Origin of the sequence: Enterobacter sp. HMSC16D10, from assembly GCF_001807145.1 — a bacterium.
Lineage (GTDB): Bacteria > Pseudomonadota > Gammaproteobacteria > Enterobacterales > Enterobacteriaceae > Enterobacter > Enterobacter roggenkampii.
Genome location: NZ_KV787835.1, coordinates 65,043 through 86,513 on the forward strand (window position 1 = coordinate 65,043; position 21,471 = coordinate 86,513).

The following is a 21,471-nucleotide window of genomic DNA, read 5'->3' on the forward strand; positions in this document are numbered from 1 at the left end:
TCACAGGAGTTACAGATGGCACGTTCATGGGTACGCCTTTTTGCAGGGGCAACGTTGACGCTTTCCCTTACCGGACACGCGCTGGCGGATGAGGGTAAAATCACGGTCTTTGCGGCGGCGTCGCTGACTAACGCGCTGCAGGATATCGCGGCGGCGTATAAAAAAGAGAAAAACGTCGAGGTGGTCTCCTCGTTTGCCTCTTCCTCGACGCTCGCTCGCCAGATAGAAGCGGGCGCGCCGGCGGATCTGTTCATCTCGGCTGACCAGAAGTGGATGGATTACGCGGCGGAGAAAAAAGCGATTGATGCGGCAACCCGCGAAACGCTGCTGGGGAATAGCCTGGTTGTCGTGGCGCCAAAAGCCAGCGCCCAGGCTGACTTCACCATCAACAAAGAGACCCTCTGGATAAGCCTGCTGAACGGCGGGCGTCTGGCGGTGGGCGATCCGGAGCACGTTCCGGCCGGGATCTACGCCAAAGAAGCGCTGCAAAAATTGGGCGCATGGGAGACATTGTCACCGAAGCTGGCCCCGGCGGAAGATGTCCGCGGCGCGCTGGCGCTGGTGGAACGCAACGAAGCCCCGCTGGGCATTGTGTATGGCTCTGATGCCGTTGCCAGTAAGGGTGTGAAAGTGGTGGCAACGTTCCCGGAAGACTCCCACAAGAAAGTGGAATATCCTGTTGCGATTGTTGATGGACATAAAAATGCGACCGTGACGGCCTTCCGCGATTATCTGAAGGGGCCGGAGGCGTCTGCGATCTTTAAACGTTACGGATTTACGACTCACTGATGATATTGACCGATCCTGAATGGCAGGCTGTTCTGCTGAGCCTTAAAGTCTCTTCCCTGGCGGTTGCGCTGAGTTTGCCCTTTGGGATCTTCTTTGCCTGGCTACTGGTTCGCCGTCGGTTTCCCGGCAAAGCGCTGCTCGACAGCGTGCTTCATCTTCCGCTCGTGTTGCCGCCCGTGGTGGTCGGTTATCTGCTGTTAATTTCCATGGGGCGACGCGGTTTTATTGGCGAAAAACTTTACGACTGGTTTGGACTGACCTTTGCGTTTAGCTGGCGCGGTGCGGTGCTGGCGGCGGCGGTAATGTCATTCCCGCTGATGGTGAGGGCGATCCGCCTCGCGCTGGAAGGCGTGGACATGAAGCTTGAACAGGCGGCCCGTACGCTGGGTGCCGGGCGCTGGCGCGTTTTTTTCACCATCACGCTTCCCCTGACGTTACCCGGCATTATTGTCGGGACGGTACTGGCCTTCGCCCGCTCGCTGGGCGAGTTTGGCGCGACCATCACCTTCGTCTCGAACATCCCCGGCGAGACGCGAACGATTCCGTCGGCCATGTATACCCTGATTCAAACGCCGGGCGGAGAGGCCGCGGCGGCGCGGCTGTGTATCATTTCAATCGTATTAGCCCTGGTATCGCTGCTGGTGTCGGAATGGCTAGCGCGGCTGAGCCGCGAGCGGATGGGGAAATAAGCATGCTGGAACTGAATTTCACCCAGACGCTGGGAAACCATACCCTGACGCTTAACGAGACGCTGCCTGCAAGCGGTATCACTGCCATCTTCGGCGTCTCGGGAGCGGGAAAAACGTCGCTGATAAATGCCATCAGCGGCCTGACGCGCCCGCAGTCAGGACGGATTGTATTGAATAACCGCGTCTTAAACGACGTGGAAAACAAGGTTTATCTCACGCCGGATAAACGCCGCATTGGCTATGTTTTCCAGGACGCGCGCTTATTCCCGCACTACAGCGTGCGCGGGAACCTGCGTTACGGCATGGCAAAAAGCATGGCCGGACAGTTTGATAAGCTGGTGACGCTTTTAGGCATTGAGCCACTGCTCGACAGACTGCCCTCGTCGCTTTCCGGCGGAGAAAAACAGCGCGTAGCCATTGGCCGCGCGTTGCTGACCGCACCCGAACTGCTGCTGCTCGACGAACCGCTGGCCTCGCTGGATATTCCGCGCAAACGTGAGCTCCTGCCCTACCTGCAGCGCCTGACGCGAGAAATTAATATTCCGATGCTCTACGTCAGCCATTCGCTGGATGAGATCCTCCATCTGGCCGACAAAGTGCTGGTGCTGGAAGAGGGCAGCGTCAAGGCCTTCGGCAACCTGGAGGAGGTCTGGGGCAGCAGCGTAATGCACCCGTGGTTACCCCGGGAACAGCAGAGCAGCATTTTGAAGGTGAGCGTGCTGGAACACCATCCGCACTACGCGATGACGGCGCTGGCGCTGGGCGATCAGCACCTGTGGGTCAATAAGATCGACAAGCCGTTGCAGTCCGCGCTGCGTATTCGTATTCAGGCATCAGACGTCTCGCTGGTGCTGCAGCCGCCGCTGCAAACCAGTATTCGAAATATTCTGCGCGCCAAAGTCGCGGAGTGTTTTGATGATAACGGCCAGGTGGAAGTGAAGCTCGAGGTGGGAAGCAGAACGCTCTGGGCACGCATCAGCCCGTGGGCCAGGGATGAGTTAGGGATCAAACCCGGCCTGTGGCTCTACGCGCAAATCAAGAGCGTCTCGATTACCGCCTGATTACAGCAGGTGGGTATAAATGTACTGCGCGATGCTGTCGGTGGTGTTGTCGCCAATCACCACGTTAGCGCGCGCTTTTACCGCGTCGTCGGCATTGCCCATCGCCACGCCCGTACCGACGGCTTCCAGCATGCTGATGTCGTTGTAGTTGTCGCCGAAGGCGATCGCGTCCTGCATTGACCAGCCCTGCGATTCCACATACTGCGTCAGACGCTTGCCTTTGCTGTTGCCTTTGCGGGCAATATCCACCTGATCGTGCCAGGACCACTCGCACTCCAGCCCCAGCGTTTCCTCGACGTGCTTCGCGAAGGTATTCAGTTTGGTCGTGTCTTCATCCGTCAGGGCGAATTTCCAGATAGCCTCGACGTCCTGGGCTGCCTGACGCAGGGAGGATACCTGGGTAAAGACCGGACGCTGCGCTTCAGGCAGGGATAACGCCCAGTTGCTGGTGCGCACCACGTGGCCGGTAGGGCGCTCGTAGACCATTGCGTTATCCACATACATCAGGCCGTGAATGGCATGCTCATCCAGCAGATCAATCAGTTGCAGCGCCTGGGGAACCGGCAGCGGGTCGGAGGCTAAAACCTTTTTTGCCTGATAATCATACAAATAAGTGCCATTACAACAAATTGCAGGTGTATCTAACGCCAGTGCCTGATAAAAAGGGTGAATGGCTACGTGATGTCGACCCGTTACGATAAGGAGTTGATATCCCGCTTCCTGCGCGCGTTTAAGCGCTTCCAGAGAAGAGGGGAGAAGGGTTTTTTGCGGCGTCAGTAAGGTACCGTCTAAATCCAGAGCAATCACACGCGAGGTCATCTGTTTTCCCGGGTTAATATTGAATTTACGTTTTGATGGGATGGTACACCGAGAGGCGAATGCTTCAAAATTCCTGTCGACAATTCAGCATTCACCGTCAAAAGTTAATTACTTTCATGCGCAGTGAGGAGTGAATATTCATGAAACAAACCGTTTATACCGCCAGTCCTGAAAGCCAGCAGATCCACGTCTGGCGCTTAAATACCGAAGGGACACTCACGCTGGTTCAGGTTGTTGATGTGCCAGGCCAGGTACAGCCGATGGTCATCAGCCCGGATAAACGTTTCTTGTACGTGGGTGTGCGCCCGGAGTTTCGCGTGCTGGCCTATCGCATCTCTCCGGACGACGGCGCGCTGACTTACACTGCCGAAGCGCCGCTGCCGGGCAGTCCAACCCATATCTCAACCGATCGTAAAGGCAACTTTGTCTTCAGCGGCTCGTATAATGCGGGCTGCGTCAGCGTAACGCGTCTGGAAGATGGCATTCCGGTCGAAACCGTGGATGTGGTGGAAGGGCTGGAAGGCTGCCACTCGGCGAATATCTCTCCGGATAACCGCACGCTGTGGGTGCCTGCCCTGAAGCAGGATCGTATCTGCCTGTTCACCCTGAGCGACGATGGTCATCTGGTGGCGCAGAATCCGGCTGAAGTCACGACGGTAGAAGGTGCAGGCCCGCGTCATATGGTCTTCCATCCGAACCAGCAGTACGCCTACGTAGTCAACGAACTGAACAGCTCCGTGGACGTATGGGAGCTGAAAGATCCAAACGGCCAGATTGAGTGCGTGCAGACGCTGGATATGATGCCGTCTGATTTCTCCGACACCCGCTGGGCGGCGGATATTCACATTACGCCAAATGGCCGTCATCTGTACGCCTGTGACCGCACCTCCAGCCTGATCACCGTGTTTAGCGTTTCTGAAGACGGCAGCGTGCTGGCGATTGAAGGCTTCCAGCCGACGGAAACCCAGCCGCGCGGCTTTAATATCGATCACAGCGGCAAATACCTGATTGCGGCGGGGCAGAAATCCCACCACATCGCGCTGTATGAAATTAAAGGCGAGCAGGGGCTGCTGGAAGAGAAAGGGCGCTACGCCGTAGGCCAGGGGCCGATGTGGGTGGTGGTTAACGCTCACTAAGCGGCTTAAACAAAAAACCTCGCGAATGCGAGGTTTTTTTATGCCCGGTGGCACTGCGTTTACCGGGCCTACATAACCTGTAGGCCGGGTAAGGCGAAGCCGCCACCCGGCAAACGGACTGCTTACTGCTTCGGCTCAGCAACCACTTTGCTGCCCAGACCGCGGTTGTTGTACTCCCACATGCGGTTGAAGTTAGCGTCGTTCAGGTTGCGCTGCACGTTCCCTTTATCGTCCACCGCACCGGTATTGCCGGAGAACGGACGTTTAGAGATCGCCGCATCCGCCCACGGCTTCGCCATGTTGAAGCCTTCATTGATCACGCTGTCGCGGATCACCACCTGACCGTTGGTGGCCGCGTCCACGTCCAGGGAGCGTCCCAGCTGCGCCACGCCGTCACCGGCAGCGTTAAAGCGGCTGTTCACGGCCAGGAAGCCGAAGAAGAGGTTCGACGGGGTTGCCGGAGCAAACACGTAACCTTCCTGCTGGGTACGTGAGTTCACCACGCGGAAATCGGTGTTATCAAATACCTCCGCGCCGCGGCCGGACACCAGATCCACGTCACCTTCAACGTAGCTGTTGGTTACCAGCGTACGGGTCAGACGGTTATTCTGCAGGGTGTTCTGCACGCCGCTGTTGGTCACGAAGAAGGTGTTCTGACGACCCAGAATGTTGACGTTGTTAATCTGCACCTTATCGCCATCGCTGCGCAGCGCGACGGCCTGGTGGTTACCGGCGTCAACGCTGTCGCCCAGGGTATTCTGGATGGTCAGGTTCTGCAGCTGCAGACCGTTATTCTGGGACCAGAATACCGCTGAGCACATCACGCCAACGGTGGCGGAACGCTTGCTCTGGCAGTTATCAAACATGTACCACGCCGGTTTGCCCGGCATATATTTACCGGCCGGGTTCACCAGGTGACGCCAGGTGTTGCTGTCGATTTCAGAATCAATCGCCAGGCCAATTTTTACGTCGATTGCTTTTTCGCCCAGACCGTAAAGCGTAATGCTGCCCGGTGCTGCCGGAACATACACGGTGCCTTCATATTCGCCTGGCAGGATCGCGATGTACTGGCGAGACGCGCTGTGTTTCGTGATGGCAGCATCAACCGCAGCCTGAATAGAGGTATGCGTTACGCCCTGCGCACCTGCCGGGCCAACCACGAAGTCAGGCTGTTTCGGCAGGTTAATAGAAGATGGGGTCCACGGCGCAGCGTTAGGATCCATCGACGAGAAGTAGTGCGCACGGTCGAAGTTCTTCGCTTCATCAGCGGACAAAATCGGGCGGGAGGCGGTACCGGGCGCGACCTGCTCAGAAGGGCGCTGATCCGGTGGGGTTGAACTGCATGCGGATAAGGTCACGCCAAAGGCGAGCGCTAACGCCAGACGGGAAATCCTGGAAATGTTCAAGGTGAAGCTCCTGGGTATGCAAGTCTTTACGGGATAGACGAAATAGCCTGCTTTTTTATACTAAGTTGAGCGAAACGGGAAGATAAAAAGGGTAAAAGTTGCATTTTTAGCCCTGGAGCGGCGGGTAAGTGATCACAAATAAATAACATTTTCCGCAAAGTCGGTTGACAGCAGACAACAGATGAAAATAAATGTCTATACAACCCATGACAAGTGGAAAGCCCATGCAGCAGATTCATCCTGACGATGTGATATGGCGAAATGCGCGCCTGGCTACGATGGCGCCGGACGTCCGTGCGCCCTATGGACTGAAAGATCAACACGCCCTGGTTATACGGGGTCAAACTATCCTGGCCGTGATCCCTGAATCTGACATTCCGGCCGGACACACTCACTGTGTCGATCTTCAGGGTCGTCTGGTCACCCCGGGCCTGATTGACTGCCATACCCACCTGGTGTTTGGCGGCGATCGCGCGGCGGAGTGGGAGCAGCGTCTGAACGGTGTCTCTTATCAAACCATCAGCGCCCAGGGGGGCGGGATTAACGCGACCGTGACGGCGACGCGCAGCAGTTCACCCGAAACCCTGCTTAAGCTGGCACAGCAGCGGCTTCAGCGTCTGATAAATGAAGGCGTCACCACGGTTGAAATCAAATCGGGATACGGCCTCAACGCCGAGGCCGAAGAGAAAATGCTGCAGGTCGCACGCCAGCTGAGCCTCAATAATCCGATCGATATCAGCCCAACGCTGCTGGCGGCCCATGCCGTTCCGCCGGAATACCGACAGGATCCGGATGCCTACCTCACGCTGGTCTGCGAGCAAATATTGCCCACGCTGTGGCAAAAAGAGTTGTTTGAAGCTGTCGACGTGTTCTGTGAAAACGTCGGCTTTACCCCGTCGCAAACCGAGCGCCTCTTCAAGGCGGCAACCGCGCTCGGTATTCCGGTGAAAGGGCACGTCGAGCAGCTGTCGAATCAGGGCGGTGCGGCATTGGTCAGCCGGTATAAAGGACGCTCTGCCGATCATATCGAATATCTCGACGACGCAGGCGTTCAGGCGATGGCGCAAAGCGGTACGGTTGCGGTTCTGCTGCCGGGCGCGTTCTATTTTCTGCAGGAGCGCCAGCGTCCGCCGGTGGAACAGCTCAGAAAACACGGCGTGCCGATGGCGGTCGCCACCGACTATAACCCCGGCACCAGCCCGTTTGCCAGCCTGCACCTGGCGATGAACATGGCCTGCGTCCAGTTTGGCTTGACGCCCGAGGAAGCCTGGGCTGGCGTCACGCGCCATGCCGCGCAGGCGCTGGGCCGCGGGGAAACCCACGGACAGCTGCGGGCCGGGTTTGTCGCCGATTTTATCGTCTGGGATGCTCACCATCCGGTAGAGATGGTCTACGAGCCGGGACGCAATCCGCTGTATCAACGTATTTTCCGTGGGGAGGCAGTATGAGGTTATGGCGGCCCGTCGCCGAAACGGTCTGGCAGGGGCGCGACGACAGCGCCGAGGCCAGCAACGCAACGCGCATTTTCCAGACGATACGGCAGCAGGGGGCGTTCACGCCGCTGGCATCCGGCATTGCGCTGATAGGCTTTGAATGTGATGCAGGGGTAAAACGTAATCAGGGCAGGCCCGGCGCCGTGCAGGCGCCTGATGTGCTGCGCAAGGCGCTGGCAAATATGGCAAGCCATCCGGGACACGAGCGGCTGGCGGATATGGGGTCGGTTTACGTTGAAGGTGACGAGCTGGAAGCGGCACAGCAGGCGTTAAGCGATGCCGTGACAGCCTGCCAGCGCTCCGGGATGCGAACGCTGGTCTTTGGCGGCGGACACGAAACCGCGTGGGCGCACGGTCGCGGCGTGCTGGACGCCTTCCCGAACGAGCGGGTGGTCATTATCAACCTGGATGCCCATCTCGATCTGCGCAAGGCCGACCGGGCGACGTCCGGCACGCCGTTTCGCCAGCTGGCGCACTACTGCGATGAGCGCGGGCGGGCATTTCAGTACGCCTGCTTTGGCGTGAGCCGGGCGGCGAACACGCAGGCGCTGTGGGATGAGGCTGAACGCCTGAACGTCACGCTGGTGGAGGATCTCCATTTCAGGCGCGATGCGCTCTCCGCGCTGGAAAAGGTGCTGGCCCAGGCCGATCGCGTCTACCTGACAATCGATCTGGACGTCCTGCCCGCCAGCGAAATGCCTGCCGTTTCCGCTCCGGCTGCGTTAGGCATACCGGCACTGGATCTCCTCCCCGTTATCGAACAAATCTGCCGTAGCGGTAAGCTACAGGCCGCCGATCTGGTAGAGTTTAACCCGCAGTTCGATCGGGACGGGCAGGGCGCAAAGCTTGCCGCCCGTCTGGCCTGGCAAATTGCTCACTGGTGGGCATAACACTATTCAAGGAGTCACGATGTTTTCACGCTCACCCCTGCCGCCGTCGAGCCCTCCCGCGCCTTTCTACGAAAAGGTGAAGCAGGCGATCAGCGAAAAAATCGCCACCGGCGTCTGGCGGCCGCACGACCGCATTCCCTCGGAGGCCGATCTGGTGGCGCAGTTTGGCTTTAGCCGGATGACCATCAACCGGGCGCTGCGCGAGCTGACCGACGAAGGGCTTCTGGTACGCCTTCAGGGCGTGGGGACGTTTGTGGCGGAGCCGAAAGGGCAGTCCGCCCTGTTTGAAATCCGCAGCATTGCGGACGAGATTGCCGCGCGTAATCATCAGCACCGCTGTGAGGTGCTGGTGCTCGAAGAGACCCAGGCCAGCGCCGAGCAGGCGGTAGAGCTGAATGTTAAAGAAGGCAGCCGGATCTTCCACTCGGTGATGGTGCATTTCGAAAACGACATTCCGGTGCAGATTGAGGATCGCTGCGTGAACGCCGAACGGATACCGGACTATCTGAACCAGGATTACACCCAGACCACGCCGCATGCCTATCTCTCGCTCGTCGCACCGCTGACGGAAGGAGAGCACATTGTGGAAGCCGTGCGCGCCACGCCGCAGGAGTGCGAACGGCTGCGCATTAAAGAGCACGACCCGTGCCTGCTGATCCGCCGTCGAACCTGGTCCTCGTCGCACATCGTGTCACATGCCCGTCTGCTTTTCCCGGGGAACCGTTACCGGCTGCAGGGCCACTTTATGTCATAAGTTTTATAAGCGTGATCGCTAACGCAATATAACAAAATTGTATCTTTTTTGTTAAATCTGACCTTGCGTGTGCTTGTCTATACAAGTATATCTAAATGCATCATCTGTCCCGTATAGGAGCACACAATGTCGTCAGGTAAATACCGCCAGCAGGACGTCCGCGCCGCGCGCGGCACCACCCTTACCGCCAAAAGCTGGCTCACCGAAGCCCCGCTGCGCATGTTGATGAACAACCTTGATCCTGAGGTGGCGGAAAACCCCCACGAGCTGGTGGTCTACGGCGGCATAGGCCGCGCCGCGCGCAACTGGGAATGCTATGACGCCATTGTTAAGGCACTGACCGAACTCGAAAACGACGAAACCCTGCTGGTGCAGTCCGGCAAGCCGGTTGGCGTGTTTAAAACCCACAAAAACGCCCCGCGCGTGCTGATCGCCAACTCTAACCTCGTGCCGCACTGGGCCACCTGGGAACACTTCAACGAACTCGACGCGAAAGGGCTGGCGATGTATGGCCAGATGACCGCCGGGAGCTGGATCTACATCGGCAGCCAGGGGATCGTGCAGGGCACCTACGAAACCTTCGTGGAGGCCGGTCGCCAGCACTACAACGGCTCGCTGAAAGGCCGCTGGGTATTGACCGCCGGTCTGGGCGGGATGGGCGGCGCGCAGCCGCTGGCCGCCACGCTGGCCGGCGCGTGCTCGCTGAACATTGAGTGCCAGCAGAGCCGCATTGATTTCCGACTGCGCACCCGTTACGTCGACGAACAGGCCGAGAATCTCGATGACGCGCTGGCGCGCATCAAAAAATACACGTCCGAAGGCAAAGCGGTGTCGATTGCCCTGTGCGGCAACGCGGCGGATATTCTTCCTGAACTCGTCGCCCGCGGCGTGCGCCCGGATCTGGTCACCGACCAGACCAGCGCCCACGATCCGCTGCACGGCTACCTGCCAAAAGGCTGGTCGTGGGAAGCCTACCAGCAAAAAGCGGAAACCGACCCGGAAGGCACGGTGCTTGCCGCGAAACGCGCCATGGCGGAACACGTCTCTGCGATGCTGGCCTTCAGCCAGATGGGCATTCCGACCTTTGACTACGGCAACAACATTCGCCAGATGGCGAAAGAGATGGGCGTGAGTAACGCCTTCGACTTCCCGGGCTTCGTCCCGGCCTATATCCGCCCGCTGTTCTGCCGCGGCATCGGTCCGTTCCGCTGGGTTGCCCTGTCCGGCGACCCGGAGGACATCTACAAGACCGACGCCAAAGTGAAGGAGATCGTCGCCGATGACGAACACCTGCATCGCTGGCTGGACATGGCCCGCGAGCGCATTAACTTCCAGGGCCTGCCGGCGCGTATCTGCTGGGTAGGGCTGGAGTGGCGTCAAAAACTGGGCCTCGCCTTTAACGAAATGGTGCGCAGCGGTGAAGTTTCCGCGCCGATCGTCATCGGCCGCGACCACCTGGACTCCGGCTCCGTCGCCAGCCCGAACCGCGAAACCGAAGCCATGCGCGACGGCTCGGACGCGGTCTCCGACTGGCCATTGCTGAACGCCCTGCTCAACACCGCCAGCGGCGCGACCTGGGTGTCGCTGCACCACGGCGGCGGCGTGGGGATGGGCTTCTCCCAGCATTCCGGGATGGTCATCGTCTGCGACGGTACCGATGAAGCCGCCGCGCGTATCGCTCGCGTGCTCCACAACGACCCGGCCACCGGCGTGATGCGTCACGCGGATGCGGGTTACGAGATTGCCATTGACTGTGCCAAAGAGCAGGGACTTAACCTGCCGATGATCCCTGCCACACAAGGAAAGCATGAATGAACGCGTTAACACTCACTCCCGGCTCACTGACGCTCAAGCAGCTGCGTAACGTCTGGCGTCAGCCGGTCACCCTGTCGCTTGATGAAAGCGCCCACGCCGCCATTAACGACAGCGTCGCCTGCGTTGAAGCCATCGTTGCCGAAGGGCGCACGGCTTACGGGATTAATACCGGCTTTGGGCTGCTGGCGCAGACCCGCATCGCGACGCACGATCTGGAAAATCTGCAGCGTTCGCTGGTGCTGTCGCACGCGGCGGGCGTCGGTCAGCCGCTTGACGATGAGATTGTCCGTCTGATGATGGTGCTCAAAATCAACAGCCTGGCGCGCGGTTTCTCGGGCATTCGCCTGAGCGTCATCCAGGCGCTGATGGCGCTGGTGAATGCGGAGGTCTATCCGTGGATCCCGGCGAAGGGCTCCGTCGGTGCCTCCGGCGATCTCGCGCCGCTGGCGCACATGTCGCTGCTGCTGCTGGGCGAAGGCAAAGCGCGCTGGCAGGGCGAGTGGCTGCCTGCGAAAGAGGCGCTGAAAAAAGCCGGGTTAAACCCGATCACCCTGGCGGCGAAAGAAGGGCTGGCGTTGCTGAACGGTACCCAGGCATCGACCGCTTTCGCGCTGCGCGGCCTGTTTGAAGCGGAAGATCTGTTTGCCTCGGCGGTGGTGTGCGGTGCGCTGACCACCGAAGCGGTGCTGGGCTCGCGTCGCCCGTTCGATGCCCGCATCCACGAGGTGCGCGGTCAGCGCGGGCAGATTGATGCCGCCGCGATGTACCGTCACGTGCTTACCGACACCAGCGAGATCGCGGAGTCACACCACAACTGTGAGAAGGTGCAGGATCCGTATTCCCTGCGCTGCCAGCCGCAGGTGATGGGGGCGTGTCTGACGCAGCTGCGCCAGGCGGCGGAGGTGCTGCTGGTGGAGGCCAACGCGGTGTCCGATAACCCGCTGGTGTTCGCCCAGGAAAACGAGGTGGTCTCCGGGGGCAACTTCCACGCCGAGCCTGTGGCAATGGCGGCGGATAATATCGCGCTGGCGATTGCCGAAGTCGGCGCGTTGTCCGAGCGCCGCATCGCGCTGATGATGGATAAACACATGTCCCAGCTGCCACCGTTCCTGGTGCGTAACGGCGGGGTCAACTCGGGCTTTATGATTGCTCAGGTAACGGCCGCAGCGCTGGCAAGCGAGAACAAGGCGCTGTCGCACCCGCACAGCGTGGACAGCCTGCCAACCTCGGCCAATCAGGAAGATCACGTTTCGATGGCACCGGCTGCCGGGCGTCGTCTCTGGGAAATGGCCTCCAACACCCGCGGCGTGCTGGCGGTGGAATGGCTGGCGGCAAGTCAGGGTATCGATCTGCGTGAAGGGCTAAAATCCAGCCCGCTGCTGGAGCAGGCGCGTCATGCGCTGCGCGAGCACGTTACGCATTACGATGATGACCGCTTCTTTGCCCCGGATATTGATAAGGCGATGCAGCTTCTGGAAGAAGGGCGGCTGGTGGGGCTGTTACCTTCGGTGCTGTGATTTTTTTGCCCGGTGGCGCTGCGCTTACCGGGCCTACGAGTGCGAAATGCAGGCCGGGTAAGGCGTAGCCGCCACCCGGCTTTTTTTACGAATACATCGCCGTTATCGACGCGCTCCCCAGGGAATGGAAATGCACGTTAAACCCGACCATCGCGCCGCTCGCGCCTTCGTCGACGTCAATCTTCTCCACATCCAGCGCGTGCACCGTGAAGATATAGCGGTGAGTTTCCCCTTTTGGTGGCGCCGCGCCGCCGTAGCCCGCTTTACCGAAGTCAGTACGCGTCTGAATGGCACCTTCAGGCAGGGCAACCAGGTCTGAACCGGAACCCTGCGGCAGCACGCGCGTGTCGGCAGGCAGGTTCGCCACAATCCAGTGCCACCAGCCGGAGCCAGTTGGCGCATCCGGGTCGTAGCAGGTCACGACAAAGCTTTTGGTGCCTGCCGGAACCTCGTCCCACGCCAGGTGCGGGGAGATATTGTCTCCCTGATACCCCATGCCGTTAAAAACGTGACGTTCCGGCAGCTTTTCACCGTCGCGCAGATCTTTACTGATGATTTTCATACGGTTTACCCTCGTTGATCGCTCGTTCAGCAAGTGTAATGCATAGGGTTAAATCGTGAAATGCGCGGGAATGTTAACGGCTGTTACGACCGCGTCGGTTAATTTACGCAGTTGCTCCGGCGTAATGCTGTACGGCGGCATCAGGTAGATAAGCTTGCCGAAAGGCCGTATCCACACGCCCTGATCCACGAAGAAACGCTGCAGCGCCGCCATATTCACCGGATGGGTGGTTTCAATCACCCCGATGGCACCCAGCACGCGCACGTCCGCCACGAAATTCGCCCCCGAGGCGGCGCTCAGCTCCGCTTTCAGCTGCGCTTCAATCGCCGCAACCTGCGTCTGCCACTCGCCGCTCGCCAGAATCGCAAGGCTTTCGCTTGCGACCGCGCAGGCCAGGGGGTTGCCCATAAACGTCGGACCGTGCATAAAGCAGCCGGCTTCGCCGTCGCTGATGGTGTCGGCGACCTGGCGGGTCGTGAGCGTGGCGGAGAGCGTCATGGTGCCGCCCGTCAGCGCTTTGCCGAGGCACAGAATATCCGGGGCGATACCCGCATGTTCGCAGGCAAACAGCTTGCCGGTGCGGCCAAAGCCGGTGGCAATCTCATCGGCAATCAGCAGAATGCCCTCGCGGTCGCACATCCTGCGAATACGCCTCAGCCATTCCGGATGGTACATCCGCATTCCGCCCGCGCCCTGCACGATCGGTTCAAGAATGACGGCTGCAATCTCATGACGATGTGCCGCCATCAGTCGGGCGAAGCCGACCATGTCCATCTCGTTCCACTCGCCGTCGAAGCGGCTCTGCGGCGCCGGGGCGAACAGGTTTTCCGGCAGATACCCCTTCCACAGGCTGTGCATGGAGTTGTCCGGATCGCACACCGACATCGCTCCGAAGGTATCCCCGTGATAGCCGTTGCGGAAGGTGAGGAAACGCTGGCGCGCTTCGCCTTTGGCGTGCCAGTACTGCAGCGCCATTTTCATCGCCACTTCCACCGCCACGGAGCCGGAATCCGCCAGGAACATGCACTCCAGCGAGTCAGGCGTCATCGCCACCAGACGGCGGCATAAATCCACCGCGGGCTGGTGGGTGATCCCGCCAAACATCACGTGCGACATCTGGTCAATCTGCGCCTTCATCGCCGCGTTCAGGCGCGGGTGGTTATACCCGTGAATCGCCGCCCACCAGGAGGACATCCCGTCAACGAGCTGTTCGCCGCTGGCGAGGTGCAGCTCGCAGCCGTGGGCGGAGGCCACCGGATAAACGGGAAGGGGGCGGGTGGTGGAGGTGTAAGGGTGCCAGATATGCTGCTTGTCGAAGGCGAGATCGTCCTGGGTCATAATCGACTTGTAAACCATTTTGAAAAGTTTTAGGTTTACGAGTATAAACCGAACCGAAAATTAACAAAACCCTTTGGAGAAGCCCGATGGCTCACCACGCACGCTGGACGATGTCGCAAGTTACTGAATTATTCAACAAACCTTTCCTTGAGCTGATGTTCGAAGCCCAACAGGTGCATCGCCAGCACTTCGATCCCCGCCATGTTCAGGTCAGCACGCTGCTGTCGATCAAGACCGGCGCGTGCCCCGAAGACTGCAAATACTGCCCGCAGAGCGCGCGCTACAAAACCGGTCTGGAGTCAGAACGCCTGATGGAGGTCGAGCAGGTCCTCGACTCCGCGCGCAAGGCCAAAAACGCCGGTTCAACCCGCTTCTGCATGGGCGCGGCGTGGAAGAACCCGCACGATCGCGACATGCCGTACCTGGAGCAGATGGTGAAGGGCGTGAAGGAGATGGGCCTCGAAGCCTGTATGACGCTCGGCACGCTCAACGAGGAGCAGGCGCAGCGCCTCTCGGCGGCGGGGCTGGATTACTACAACCACAACCTCGACACCTCGCCGGAATTTTACGGCAACATCATTACCACGCGTACCTACCAGGAGCGTCTGGATACGCTGGATAAAGTGCGTGACGCGGGGATCAAGGTCTGCTCCGGCGGCATCGTGGGCTTAGGCGAGACGGTGAAAGACCGCGCGGGCCTGCTGCTGCAGCTGGCGAACCTGCCGACCCCGCCGGAAAGCGTGCCGATCAACATGCTGGTGAAGGTCAAGGGCACGCCGCTGGCGGATAACGAGGACGTGGATGCGTTTGATTTTATCCGCACCATCGCGGTGGCGCGCATCATGATGCCAACGTCTTACGTTCGCCTCTCTGCGGGCCGCGAGCAGATGAACGAGCAGACTCAGGCGATGTGCTTTATGGCCGGGGCCAACTCCATCTTCTACGGCTGTAAGCTGCTGACCACGCCGAACCCGGAAGAGGACAAAGACGTTCAGCTGTTCCGCAAGCTGGGGCTGAACCCGCACCAGACCGAGGTGCTGACGGGCGATAACGAGCAACAGCAGCAGCTGGAGCAGCAGATTTTTAACGCCGACACCGACCAGTTCTACAACGCGGCAGCCGTATGACCTGGCAGGCACGTATCAACTCTGCGCTCGACGAGCGTCGGGCGGCAGAGGCATTTCGCGTTCGCAGGGTGGTGGAAAACGGCGCGGGCCGTTTTCTTACCCGTGAAGGCCAGCAGTTCTGCAATTTCTCCAGCAACGACTATCTCGGGCTGAGCCAGCATCCGGCCATTATCCGCGCCTGGCAGCAGGGCGCGGAGCGGTTTGGCGTGGGCAGCGGCGGATCGGGACACGTCAGCGGATACACCACGGCGCATCAGGCGCTGGAAGAGGCGCTTGCCGACTGGCTGGGCTACCCGCGCGCGCTGCTGTTTATCTCCGGCTTTGCCGCCAACCAGGCGGTCATCACGGCACTGATGGGCAAGGACGATCGCATTGTCGCCGATCGCTTAAGCCACGCCTCCCTGCTGGAGGCGGCAAATTTAAGCCCGGCGCAGCTGCGGCGTTTTGCCCATAACGATGCGGGGCAGCTTGCTGCGCTGCTGGATAAACCCTGCGACGGACAACAGCTGGCGGTCACGGAAGGGGTGTTCAGCATGGACGGCGACAGCGCGCCGCTTGCCGCGCTGCACGAGGCCGCAAAGCGGCAGAACGCCTGGCTGCTGGTGGACGATGCCCATGGCACTGGCGTGATGGGCGACGAAGGGCGCGGGAGCGCATACCAGCAAAACGTGAAGCCGGAGCTGTTGATTGTCACCTTCGGCAAAGGCTTTGGCGTCAGCGGCGCCGCCGTGCTGTGCAGCGAATCCGTCGCCGACTATCTGCTGCAGTTTGCCCGACACCTGATTTACAGCACCAGCATGCCCCCGGCGCAGGCCGTAGCGCTGTCGGCGTCGCTGGCGGTGATACGCAGCGCAGAAGGAGATGAGCGTCGCCAGCGGCTGGCAGAGCATATTGCGCGCTTCCGTCAGGGACTCGCGGCGCTGCCTTTCCACAGTCCCGATTCGCAGAGCGCTATCCAGCCGGTGATTGTCGGTGAAAATGCCCGCGCGCTGGTACTGGCACAGGCGCTGCGCCAGCGGGGTATGTGGGTCACGGCCATCCGCCCGCCCACCGTCCCACCGGGCACGGCACGGCTGCGCTTGACCCTGACGGCGGCGCATGAAGCACAAGATATTGAGACGTTGCTGGAGGCGCTCCATGATGCCGGTGAATAAGCAGGCCATCGCGGCGGCATTCGGCCGCGCCGCGCAGAGCTATTCGCAGCATGATGAGCTGCAGCGTCTGAGCGCGCAGGGGCTTCTGGCCGCCCTTGGCGAGAACGGTTTTCCACAGGTGCTGGACGCCGGGTGTGGTCCCGGCAGCAACAGCCGCTACTGGCGCGGGGCGGGAAGCCAGGTGACGGCTATCGATCTCTCAGCCCGGATGCTGGAGGAGGCGCGCCAGCGGCAGGCGGCAGATCGTTATCTGCTGGCCGATATCGAGGCGATCCCGCTGGCGGACGCGCAGTTTGATCTGGTCTGGAGCCATCTGGCGGTTCAGTGGTGCAGCAGCCTGCCGCAGGCCCTGCGCGAGCTTTATCGCGTGGCGCGGCCTGGCGGGAAGGTGGCCTTTACCACCCTGCTGGAAAGTTCGCTGCCGGAGCTGAATCAGGCCTGGAAAGCGGTGGATGAACAGCCGCACGCTAACCGGTTTTTATCGCATGAGCAGGTGACGCAGGCGCTGGCAGGCTGGCGCTATCGCAACACGGTGCAGACCATCACGCTCAATTTTAGCGATGCGTTCAGCGCCATGCGTTCGCTGAAGGGCATCGGCGCCACGCACCTGCATACCGGACGCGAGAAAAAACCGCTTACCCGGGGTCAGCTGCAGCGCCTTGAGCTGGCCTGGCCGCAGCAGCGGGGGCATTTCCCGCTCTCCTATCAACTTTTTCATGGGGTTATCGAACGTGACTGAACGTTATTTTGTCACCGGCACGGACACAGAAGTGGGCAAAACGGTTGCCAGCACGGCATTGCTGCAGGCGGCACGGCTGCTCGGGAAAAACACCGCCGGGTATAAGCCCGTGGCGTCCGGCAGCGAGATGACGGCGGAAGGGTTACGCAACACCGACGCGCTGGCGCTCCAGCGTAACAGCACGCGTGAACTCGCCTATTCTGCAGTGAATCCGTACACCTTTGCCGAGCCGACCTCACCGCACATTATCAGCGCCGATGAAGGCCGTCCGATTGATTTCGCCGTGCTGTCTGCCGGACTGCGGACGCTGGAAAGCCAGGCCGACTGGGTGCTGGTGGAAGGGGCTGGCGGCTGGTTTACGCCGCTTTCAGACACGCAGACGTTTGCTGACTGGGTGCAGGCCGAGCAGCTTCCGGTCATTCTTGTCGTCGGCGTCAAGCTGGGCTGCATCAATCACGCCATGTTGACCGCGCAGGCCGTACAGCAGGCAGGGCTGCGTCTTGCGGGCTGGATAGCCAACGACGTGGTTGCGCCGGGTAAACGCCATCAGGCGTATCTGGCGACGCTCAGGCGCGTCCTTCCCGCGCCGTGCCTCGGGGAAATTCCCTGGCTGGCTGACGGCGCGGAAAATGCCGAAGTCGGACGTTATCTCGATCTCAGCGTTTTGCTTCCCGCGACATCCAGTGAGCGATAAGCTCGTCATCCAGTTCGTTAACGTGGCCCTGCGCCACGTTACGCCCGCGATAGAGCAGACAGAAACGGTCCGCCACCCGGCGGATAAACGACAGCTGCTGCTCCGTTAACAGCACCGTCATACCCAGCTCCCGGTTTAATCGCCCCAGCAGCTGCACCAGCTTCTGGGCAACGCTGTGCCCCGCGCCGTGCAGGGGTTCATCCAGGATCAGCAGGTGAGGGCGGTTTACCAGCGCATTAGCCAGCGCCAGCTGATACTGGTCGTCCGGAGAGAGCGTGTTGGCGCGGGTTCGTCGCAAGGCATAGAGCGCCGGGAACAGGTCGTAAACGTCATTTTTCGTCTCCGGGTTCGGTTTTCCCGTCGCCCGCATGGCGATATGCAGGTTCTCCTCAATCGTGAGCTGGGAGAAGATCCGCCTGTCCTGCGAGACATAGCCTATCCCCGGCCCGGAACGCTGTTCTGGCGGCGGGTTGAGCAAATCGCGCGGCGGCGCGCCCGCCTCATACCAGATGATGCTGCCGCTTTCGACGGGCACTTTCCCGGCGATGCAATTCATGAGGGTGGTTTTCCCCATCCCCGGCAGGCCAACGACGCCTGTACACATCCCTTGCGGAAAATCTAAATCCACATTCCATAGCGTATGTTGACTTCCGTAAAACTGATTCACTGCACGCAGGCTCAACATCTTTCTCTCCTTAAAAATGTGTGTAGGTGTGGCTCGTTGTTAAACTGCAAAACCCCTGCCATAAAGCGGAAAGTGATTAAAAAAGCGTCTTTTTTAGGAATAAGTCACAGAAGCGCGGGGGATAAAAAGGGGGATTGCACATCGACGGTGCCGACGGTGTTGAGTTGTGGTGCAGAGCCCGAAATGATGGAAATGTGAGCAAGATCTCGTCAGTTGGTTATGAATGACGCGACTGTTAATCAGCAAAAAAGAGCTATAAAAATTTTTTGCTGCCGCCTCGTGGGAAAATCCGGGAATTTGCAGAGCGCCAGTCTGTATGGGCTGGAAGCAGTTATCCACTATTCCTGTGGATAACCATGTGCATTAGAGTTAGAAAACACGCGATAAGCGAGAGAAGACGCGGCTTACGCCCAAATTGACGCGAAACGCGGCTTTAGAAAATATCGTTTATTTTTTAATTGGTTAGATAAAATCAATTCCCGTCATGAAAGTGTCACCCGTTGCCATAAAACTATCATTACCTGGCTTGACAAATGTTAAAAAAGAAAAAGTTCTGGGGATAACCTGACCTGACTGGTGTTTTATGTTGCCACTGTCCAAATTTTGGCCGCTATCGCGCTAATCATTCAGGCGCTATGCTAAATATCCTGACATGCTACTGGTTTTTCATCCAGTGTTTTTTACTGGCATTCCTGGCAACAAGGAGTAAAATTATTCACCTGCCGCTTATAACGTCATCAGGTTGTCGCCCATGAGTAAACCGTTCAAATTGAATTCTGCTTTCCGTCCGTCTGGCGATCAGCCTGAAGCGATCCGTCGTCTGGAAGAGGGGCTGGAGGATGGGCTGGCGCACCAGACGCTGCTCGGGGTTACCGGCTCGGGTAAAACCTTTACCATTGCCAACGTGATTGCGGATCTCCAGCGCCCTACGATGGTGCTGGCGCCCAACAAAACCCTGGCGGCGCAGCTTTACGGCGAGATGAAAGAGTTCTTCCCGGAAAACGCCGTTGAGTATTTCGTCTCCTACTACGATTACTACCAGCCAGAAGCCTATGTGCCGAGCTCTGATACCTTCATCGAGAAAGATGCGTCGGTGAACGAACACATTGAGCAGATGCGACTGTCGGCCACTAAGGCGCTGCTGGAGCGTCGCGATGTGGTTGTGGTGGCCTCTGTTTCGGCGATTTACGGCCTGGGCGATCCGGATCTCTATCTCAAGATGATGCTGCACCTGACGCAGGGGATGATCATCGACCAGCGCGCGATTTTGCGTCGTCTGGCGGAGCTGCAGTACACCCGCAACGACCAGGCCTTCCAGCGTGGTACGTTCCGCGTGCGCGGCGAAGTGATCGACATCTTCCCGGCGGAATCGGACGATATGGCGCTGCGCGTTGAGCTGTTTGACGAGGAGGTCGAACGCCTGTCGCTCTTCGACCCGCTGACAGGACACGTTGAGTCAGTGATCCAGCGCTTCACCATCTACCCGAAAACGCACTACGTGACGCCGCGCGAGCGTATCGTGCAGGCGATGGAAGAGATCAAAGTGGAGCTGGCCGAGCGCCGCAAAGTGCTGCTGGCGAACAATAAGCTGCTGGAAGAGCAGCGCCTCAGCCAGCGTACTCAGTTCGACCTGGAGATGATGAACGAGCTGGGCTACTGCTCCGGCATCGAAAACTACTCCCGCTTCCTCTCCGGGCGCGGGCCGGGCGAGCCGCCGCCGACGCTGTTTGATTACCTTCCGGCCGACGGTTTGCTGGTGATCGACGAATCCCACGTCACGATCCCGCAGATCGGCGGGATGTACCGCGGCGACCGGGCGCGTAAAGAGACGCTGGTGGAGTACGGATTCCGCCTGCCGTCAGCGCTGGATAACCGTCCGATGAAGTTTGAAGAGTTTGAGGCGCTGGCGCCGCAAACCATCTACGTCTCGGCCACGCCGGGCAACTACGAGCTGGAAAAATCGGGCGATGAGGTGGTTGACCAGGTAGTGCGTCCGACCGGGCTGCTGGACCCGATTATCGAGGTGCGTCCGGTGGCGACGCAGGTAGACGACCTGCTCTCTGAGATCCGCGCCCGTTCCGCCATTAACGAGCGCGTGCTGGTGACCACGCTCACCAAGCGTATGGCGGAAGACCTGACCGAGTATCTCGAAGAGCACGGCGAGAAGGTGCGTTATCTGCACTCGGATATCGATACCGTGGAGCGCATGGAGATTATCCGCGACCTGCGCCTGGGCGAGTTTGACGTGCTGGTGGGGATTAACCTGCTGCGGGAAGGTCTGGATATGCCGGAAGTCTCGCTGGTGGCGATTCTGGACGCGGATAAAGAGGGCTTCCTGCGCTCTGAACGTTCCCTGATCCAGACCATTGGCCGCGCCGCGCGTAACGTCAACGGGAAAGCGATTCTGTACGGTGACAAAATTACCCCGTCGATGGCGAAAGCGATCGGTGAGACGGAGCGCCGCCGCGAGAAACAGCAGCGCTACAACGAAGAACACGGCATTACCCCGCAGGGGCTGAACAAGAAGGTGGTGGATATTCTGGCGCTGGGCCAGAACATTGCCAAAACCAAAGCGAAAGGCCGCGGCAAGGCGCGTTCAGTGGTGGAAGAAGATACCGTCGTGCTGACGCCGAAGGCGCTGCAGCAGAAGATCCACGAGCTGGAAGGGCAGATGATGCAGCACGCGCAGAACCTGGAGTTCGAAGAGGCGGCGCAGATCCGCGACCAGCTTCATCAGCTGCGGGATCTGTTTATCGCGGCATCGTGAGTTTTTTGCCCGGTGGCGCTGCGCTTACCGGGCCTA

The 21,471-nt window shown here is 59.7% G+C and carries 19 protein-coding genes; 14 read left to right on the forward strand and 5 right to left on the reverse strand.

Going from position 1 to position 21,471, the window contains the following annotated elements:
* Positions 1 to 15 precede the first annotated feature (15 nt).
* From modA to modC, 3 genes are read left to right on the forward strand one after another with little or no spacing between them, the layout of a single operon-like run.
* On the forward strand, positions 16 to 789 hold the full coding sequence (gene modA, locus HMPREF3143_RS04270) for a molybdate ABC transporter substrate-binding protein (protein WP_070531893.1): 774 nt from the start codon (positions 16 to 18) through the stop codon (positions 787 to 789).
* On the forward strand, positions 789 to 1,478 hold the full coding sequence (modB, locus tag HMPREF3143_RS04275) for a molybdate ABC transporter permease subunit (protein ID WP_008501120.1): 690 nt from the start codon (positions 789 to 791) through the stop codon (positions 1,476 to 1,478). The genes modA and modB overlap by 1 nt, the downstream gene beginning before the upstream one ends.
* Positions 1,479 to 1,480: 2 nt before the next feature.
* Positions 1,481 to 2,539, forward strand: coding sequence for a molybdenum ABC transporter ATP-binding protein ModC (modC, locus tag HMPREF3143_RS04280; RefSeq protein ID WP_008501121.1), 1,059 nt, complete (start codon positions 1,481 to 1,483; stop codon positions 2,537 to 2,539).
* Here modC and HMPREF3143_RS04285 read toward each other — a convergent pair whose 3' ends face one another.
* Positions 2,540 to 3,358, reverse strand: coding sequence for a pyridoxal phosphatase (locus HMPREF3143_RS04285; RefSeq protein WP_008501122.1), 819 nt, complete (start codon positions 3,356 to 3,358; stop codon positions 2,540 to 2,542).
* A 140-nt stretch (positions 3,359 to 3,498) separates the two neighbouring features.
* Here HMPREF3143_RS04285 and pgl point away from each other — a divergent pair, with 140 nt between their 5' ends.
* Complete coding sequence (gene pgl, locus HMPREF3143_RS04290; RefSeq protein ID WP_023292974.1) at positions 3,499 to 4,494, forward strand: 6-phosphogluconolactonase; 996 nt, start codon at positions 3,499 to 3,501, stop codon at positions 4,492 to 4,494.
* 122 nt (positions 4,495 to 4,616) lie between these two features.
* On the opposite strand, the gene HMPREF3143_RS04295 is transcribed toward pgl, so the two are convergent.
* A complete protein-coding gene (locus tag HMPREF3143_RS04295; protein WP_070531896.1) occupies positions 4,617 to 5,900 on the reverse strand; it encodes a putative acyl-CoA thioester hydrolase in 1,284 nt (427 codons plus the stop codon).
* Positions 5,901 to 6,124: 224 nt separating this feature from the next.
* Here HMPREF3143_RS04295 and hutI point away from each other — a divergent pair, with 224 nt between their 5' ends.
* From hutI to hutH, 5 genes are all read left to right on the forward strand, one after another.
* Complete coding sequence (hutI, locus tag HMPREF3143_RS04300; RefSeq protein WP_070531899.1) at positions 6,125 to 7,348, forward strand: imidazolonepropionase; 1,224 nt, start codon at positions 6,125 to 6,127, stop codon at positions 7,346 to 7,348.
* Positions 7,345 to 8,283 carry a formimidoylglutamase gene (gene hutG / locus HMPREF3143_RS04305; RefSeq protein WP_045405899.1) on the forward strand — a complete coding sequence of 313 codons (939 nt, stop codon included), beginning with the start codon at positions 7,345 to 7,347 and terminating at the stop codon, positions 8,281 to 8,283. The genes hutI and hutG overlap by 4 nt, the downstream gene beginning before the upstream one ends.
* A gap of 19 nt (positions 8,284 to 8,302) precedes the next feature.
* Positions 8,303 to 9,037 carry a histidine utilization repressor gene (locus HMPREF3143_RS04310; protein ID WP_008501127.1) on the forward strand — a complete coding sequence of 245 codons (735 nt, stop codon included), beginning with the start codon at positions 8,303 to 8,305 and terminating at the stop codon, positions 9,035 to 9,037.
* Positions 9,038 to 9,163: 126 nt separating this feature from the next.
* Positions 9,164 to 10,852: a urocanate hydratase gene (hutU, locus tag HMPREF3143_RS04315; protein WP_070531902.1), complete on the forward strand. Its 1,689-nt coding sequence runs from the start codon at positions 9,164 to 9,166 to the stop codon at positions 10,850 to 10,852.
* Positions 10,849 to 12,369: a histidine ammonia-lyase gene (gene hutH / locus HMPREF3143_RS04320; protein WP_070531904.1), complete on the forward strand. Its 1,521-nt coding sequence runs from the start codon at positions 10,849 to 10,851 to the stop codon at positions 12,367 to 12,369. Before hutU ends, hutH begins: the two co-directional genes overlap by 4 nt.
* A gap of 85 nt (positions 12,370 to 12,454) precedes the next feature.
* Here the strand turns inward: hutH and HMPREF3143_RS04325 are convergent, their stop codons facing one another.
* Together HMPREF3143_RS04325 and bioA are read right to left on the reverse strand one after the other, a co-directional pair.
* A complete protein-coding gene (locus tag HMPREF3143_RS04325) occupies positions 12,455 to 12,931 on the reverse strand; it encodes a kinase inhibitor (RefSeq protein ID WP_032674406.1) in 477 nt (158 codons plus the stop codon).
* Positions 12,932 to 12,979: 48 nt separating this feature from the next.
* On the reverse strand, positions 12,980 to 14,287 hold the full coding sequence (bioA, locus tag HMPREF3143_RS04330; protein WP_070531907.1) for an adenosylmethionine--8-amino-7-oxononanoate transaminase: 1,308 nt from the start codon (positions 14,285 to 14,287) through the stop codon (positions 12,980 to 12,982).
* 68 nt (positions 14,288 to 14,355) lie between these two features.
* On the opposite strand from bioA, the gene bioB reads away from it, so the two are divergent.
* Genes bioB through bioD form a run of 4 tightly spaced genes read left to right on the forward strand, consistent with a single transcriptional unit; the run spans position 14,356 to position 17,983 of the window.
* Positions 14,356 to 15,396 carry a biotin synthase BioB gene (gene bioB / locus HMPREF3143_RS04335; protein ID WP_008501133.1) on the forward strand — a complete coding sequence of 347 codons (1,041 nt, stop codon included), beginning with the start codon at positions 14,356 to 14,358 and terminating at the stop codon, positions 15,394 to 15,396.
* Positions 15,393 to 16,550, forward strand: coding sequence for an 8-amino-7-oxononanoate synthase (gene bioF / locus HMPREF3143_RS04340; protein ID WP_070531909.1), 1,158 nt, complete (start codon positions 15,393 to 15,395; stop codon positions 16,548 to 16,550). The genes bioB and bioF overlap by 4 nt, the downstream gene beginning before the upstream one ends.
* Positions 16,534 to 17,289 carry a malonyl-ACP O-methyltransferase BioC gene (bioC, locus tag HMPREF3143_RS04345; protein WP_065101829.1) on the forward strand — a complete coding sequence of 252 codons (756 nt, stop codon included), beginning with the start codon at positions 16,534 to 16,536 and terminating at the stop codon, positions 17,287 to 17,289. The genes bioF and bioC overlap by 17 nt, the downstream gene beginning before the upstream one ends.
* Positions 17,282 to 17,983, forward strand: a complete 702-nt coding sequence (bioD, locus tag HMPREF3143_RS04350) for a dethiobiotin synthase (protein ID WP_175441107.1) — start codon at positions 17,282 to 17,284, stop codon at positions 17,981 to 17,983. The genes bioC and bioD overlap by 8 nt, the downstream gene beginning before the upstream one ends.
* On the opposite strand, the gene HMPREF3143_RS04355 is transcribed toward bioD, so the two are convergent.
* A complete protein-coding gene (locus tag HMPREF3143_RS04355; RefSeq protein WP_070531915.1) occupies positions 17,946 to 18,668 on the reverse strand; it encodes an ABC transporter ATP-binding protein in 723 nt (240 codons plus the stop codon). The genes bioD and HMPREF3143_RS04355 overlap by 38 nt on opposite strands.
* Positions 18,669 to 19,419: 751 nt before the next feature.
* Here HMPREF3143_RS04355 and uvrB point away from each other — a divergent pair.
* On the forward strand, positions 19,420 to 21,435 hold the full coding sequence (gene uvrB / locus HMPREF3143_RS04360) for an excinuclease ABC subunit UvrB (RefSeq protein ID WP_008501138.1): 2,016 nt from the start codon (positions 19,420 to 19,422) through the stop codon (positions 21,433 to 21,435).
* Positions 21,436 to 21,471: the final 36 nt, after the last annotated feature.

Coding starts and splice junctions, on each gene's coding strand:
- hutI (WP_070531899.1), top strand. CDS start 6,125: ATGCAGCAGATTCATCCTGACGATGTGATATGGCGAAATGCGCGCCTG.
- modB (WP_008501120.1), top strand. CDS start 789: ATGATATTGACCGATCCTGAATGGCAGGCTGTTCTGCTGAGCCTTAAA.
- pgl (WP_023292974.1), top strand. CDS start 3,499: ATGAAACAAACCGTTTATACCGCCAGTCCTGAAAGCCAGCAGATCCAC.
- hutU (WP_070531902.1), top strand. CDS start 9,164: ATGTCGTCAGGTAAATACCGCCAGCAGGACGTCCGCGCCGCGCGCGGC.
- hutH (WP_070531904.1), top strand. CDS start 10,849: ATGAACGCGTTAACACTCACTCCCGGCTCACTGACGCTCAAGCAGCTG.
- modC (WP_008501121.1), top strand. CDS start 1,481: ATGCTGGAACTGAATTTCACCCAGACGCTGGGAAACCATACCCTGACG.
- HMPREF3143_RS04285 (WP_008501122.1), bottom strand. CDS start 3,358: ATGACCTCGCGTGTGATTGCTCTGGATTTAGACGGTACCTTACTGACG.
- bioA (WP_070531907.1), bottom strand. CDS start 14,287: ATGGTTTACAAGTCGATTATGACCCAGGACGATCTCGCCTTCGACAAG.
- hutG (WP_045405899.1), top strand. CDS start 7,345: ATGAGGTTATGGCGGCCCGTCGCCGAAACGGTCTGGCAGGGGCGCGAC.
- HMPREF3143_RS04310 (WP_008501127.1), top strand. CDS start 8,303: ATGTTTTCACGCTCACCCCTGCCGCCGTCGAGCCCTCCCGCGCCTTTC.
- HMPREF3143_RS04355 (WP_070531915.1), bottom strand. CDS start 18,668: ATGTTGAGCCTGCGTGCAGTGAATCAGTTTTACGGAAGTCAACATACG.
- bioB (WP_008501133.1), top strand. CDS start 14,356: ATGGCTCACCACGCACGCTGGACGATGTCGCAAGTTACTGAATTATTC.
- bioC (WP_065101829.1), top strand. CDS start 16,534: ATGATGCCGGTGAATAAGCAGGCCATCGCGGCGGCATTCGGCCGCGCC.
- uvrB (WP_008501138.1), top strand. CDS start 19,420: ATGAGTAAACCGTTCAAATTGAATTCTGCTTTCCGTCCGTCTGGCGAT.
- bioF (WP_070531909.1), top strand. CDS start 15,393: ATGACCTGGCAGGCACGTATCAACTCTGCGCTCGACGAGCGTCGGGCG.
- HMPREF3143_RS04325 (WP_032674406.1), bottom strand. CDS start 12,931: ATGAAAATCATCAGTAAAGATCTGCGCGACGGTGAAAAGCTGCCGGAA.
- modA (WP_070531893.1), top strand. CDS start 16: ATGGCACGTTCATGGGTACGCCTTTTTGCAGGGGCAACGTTGACGCTT.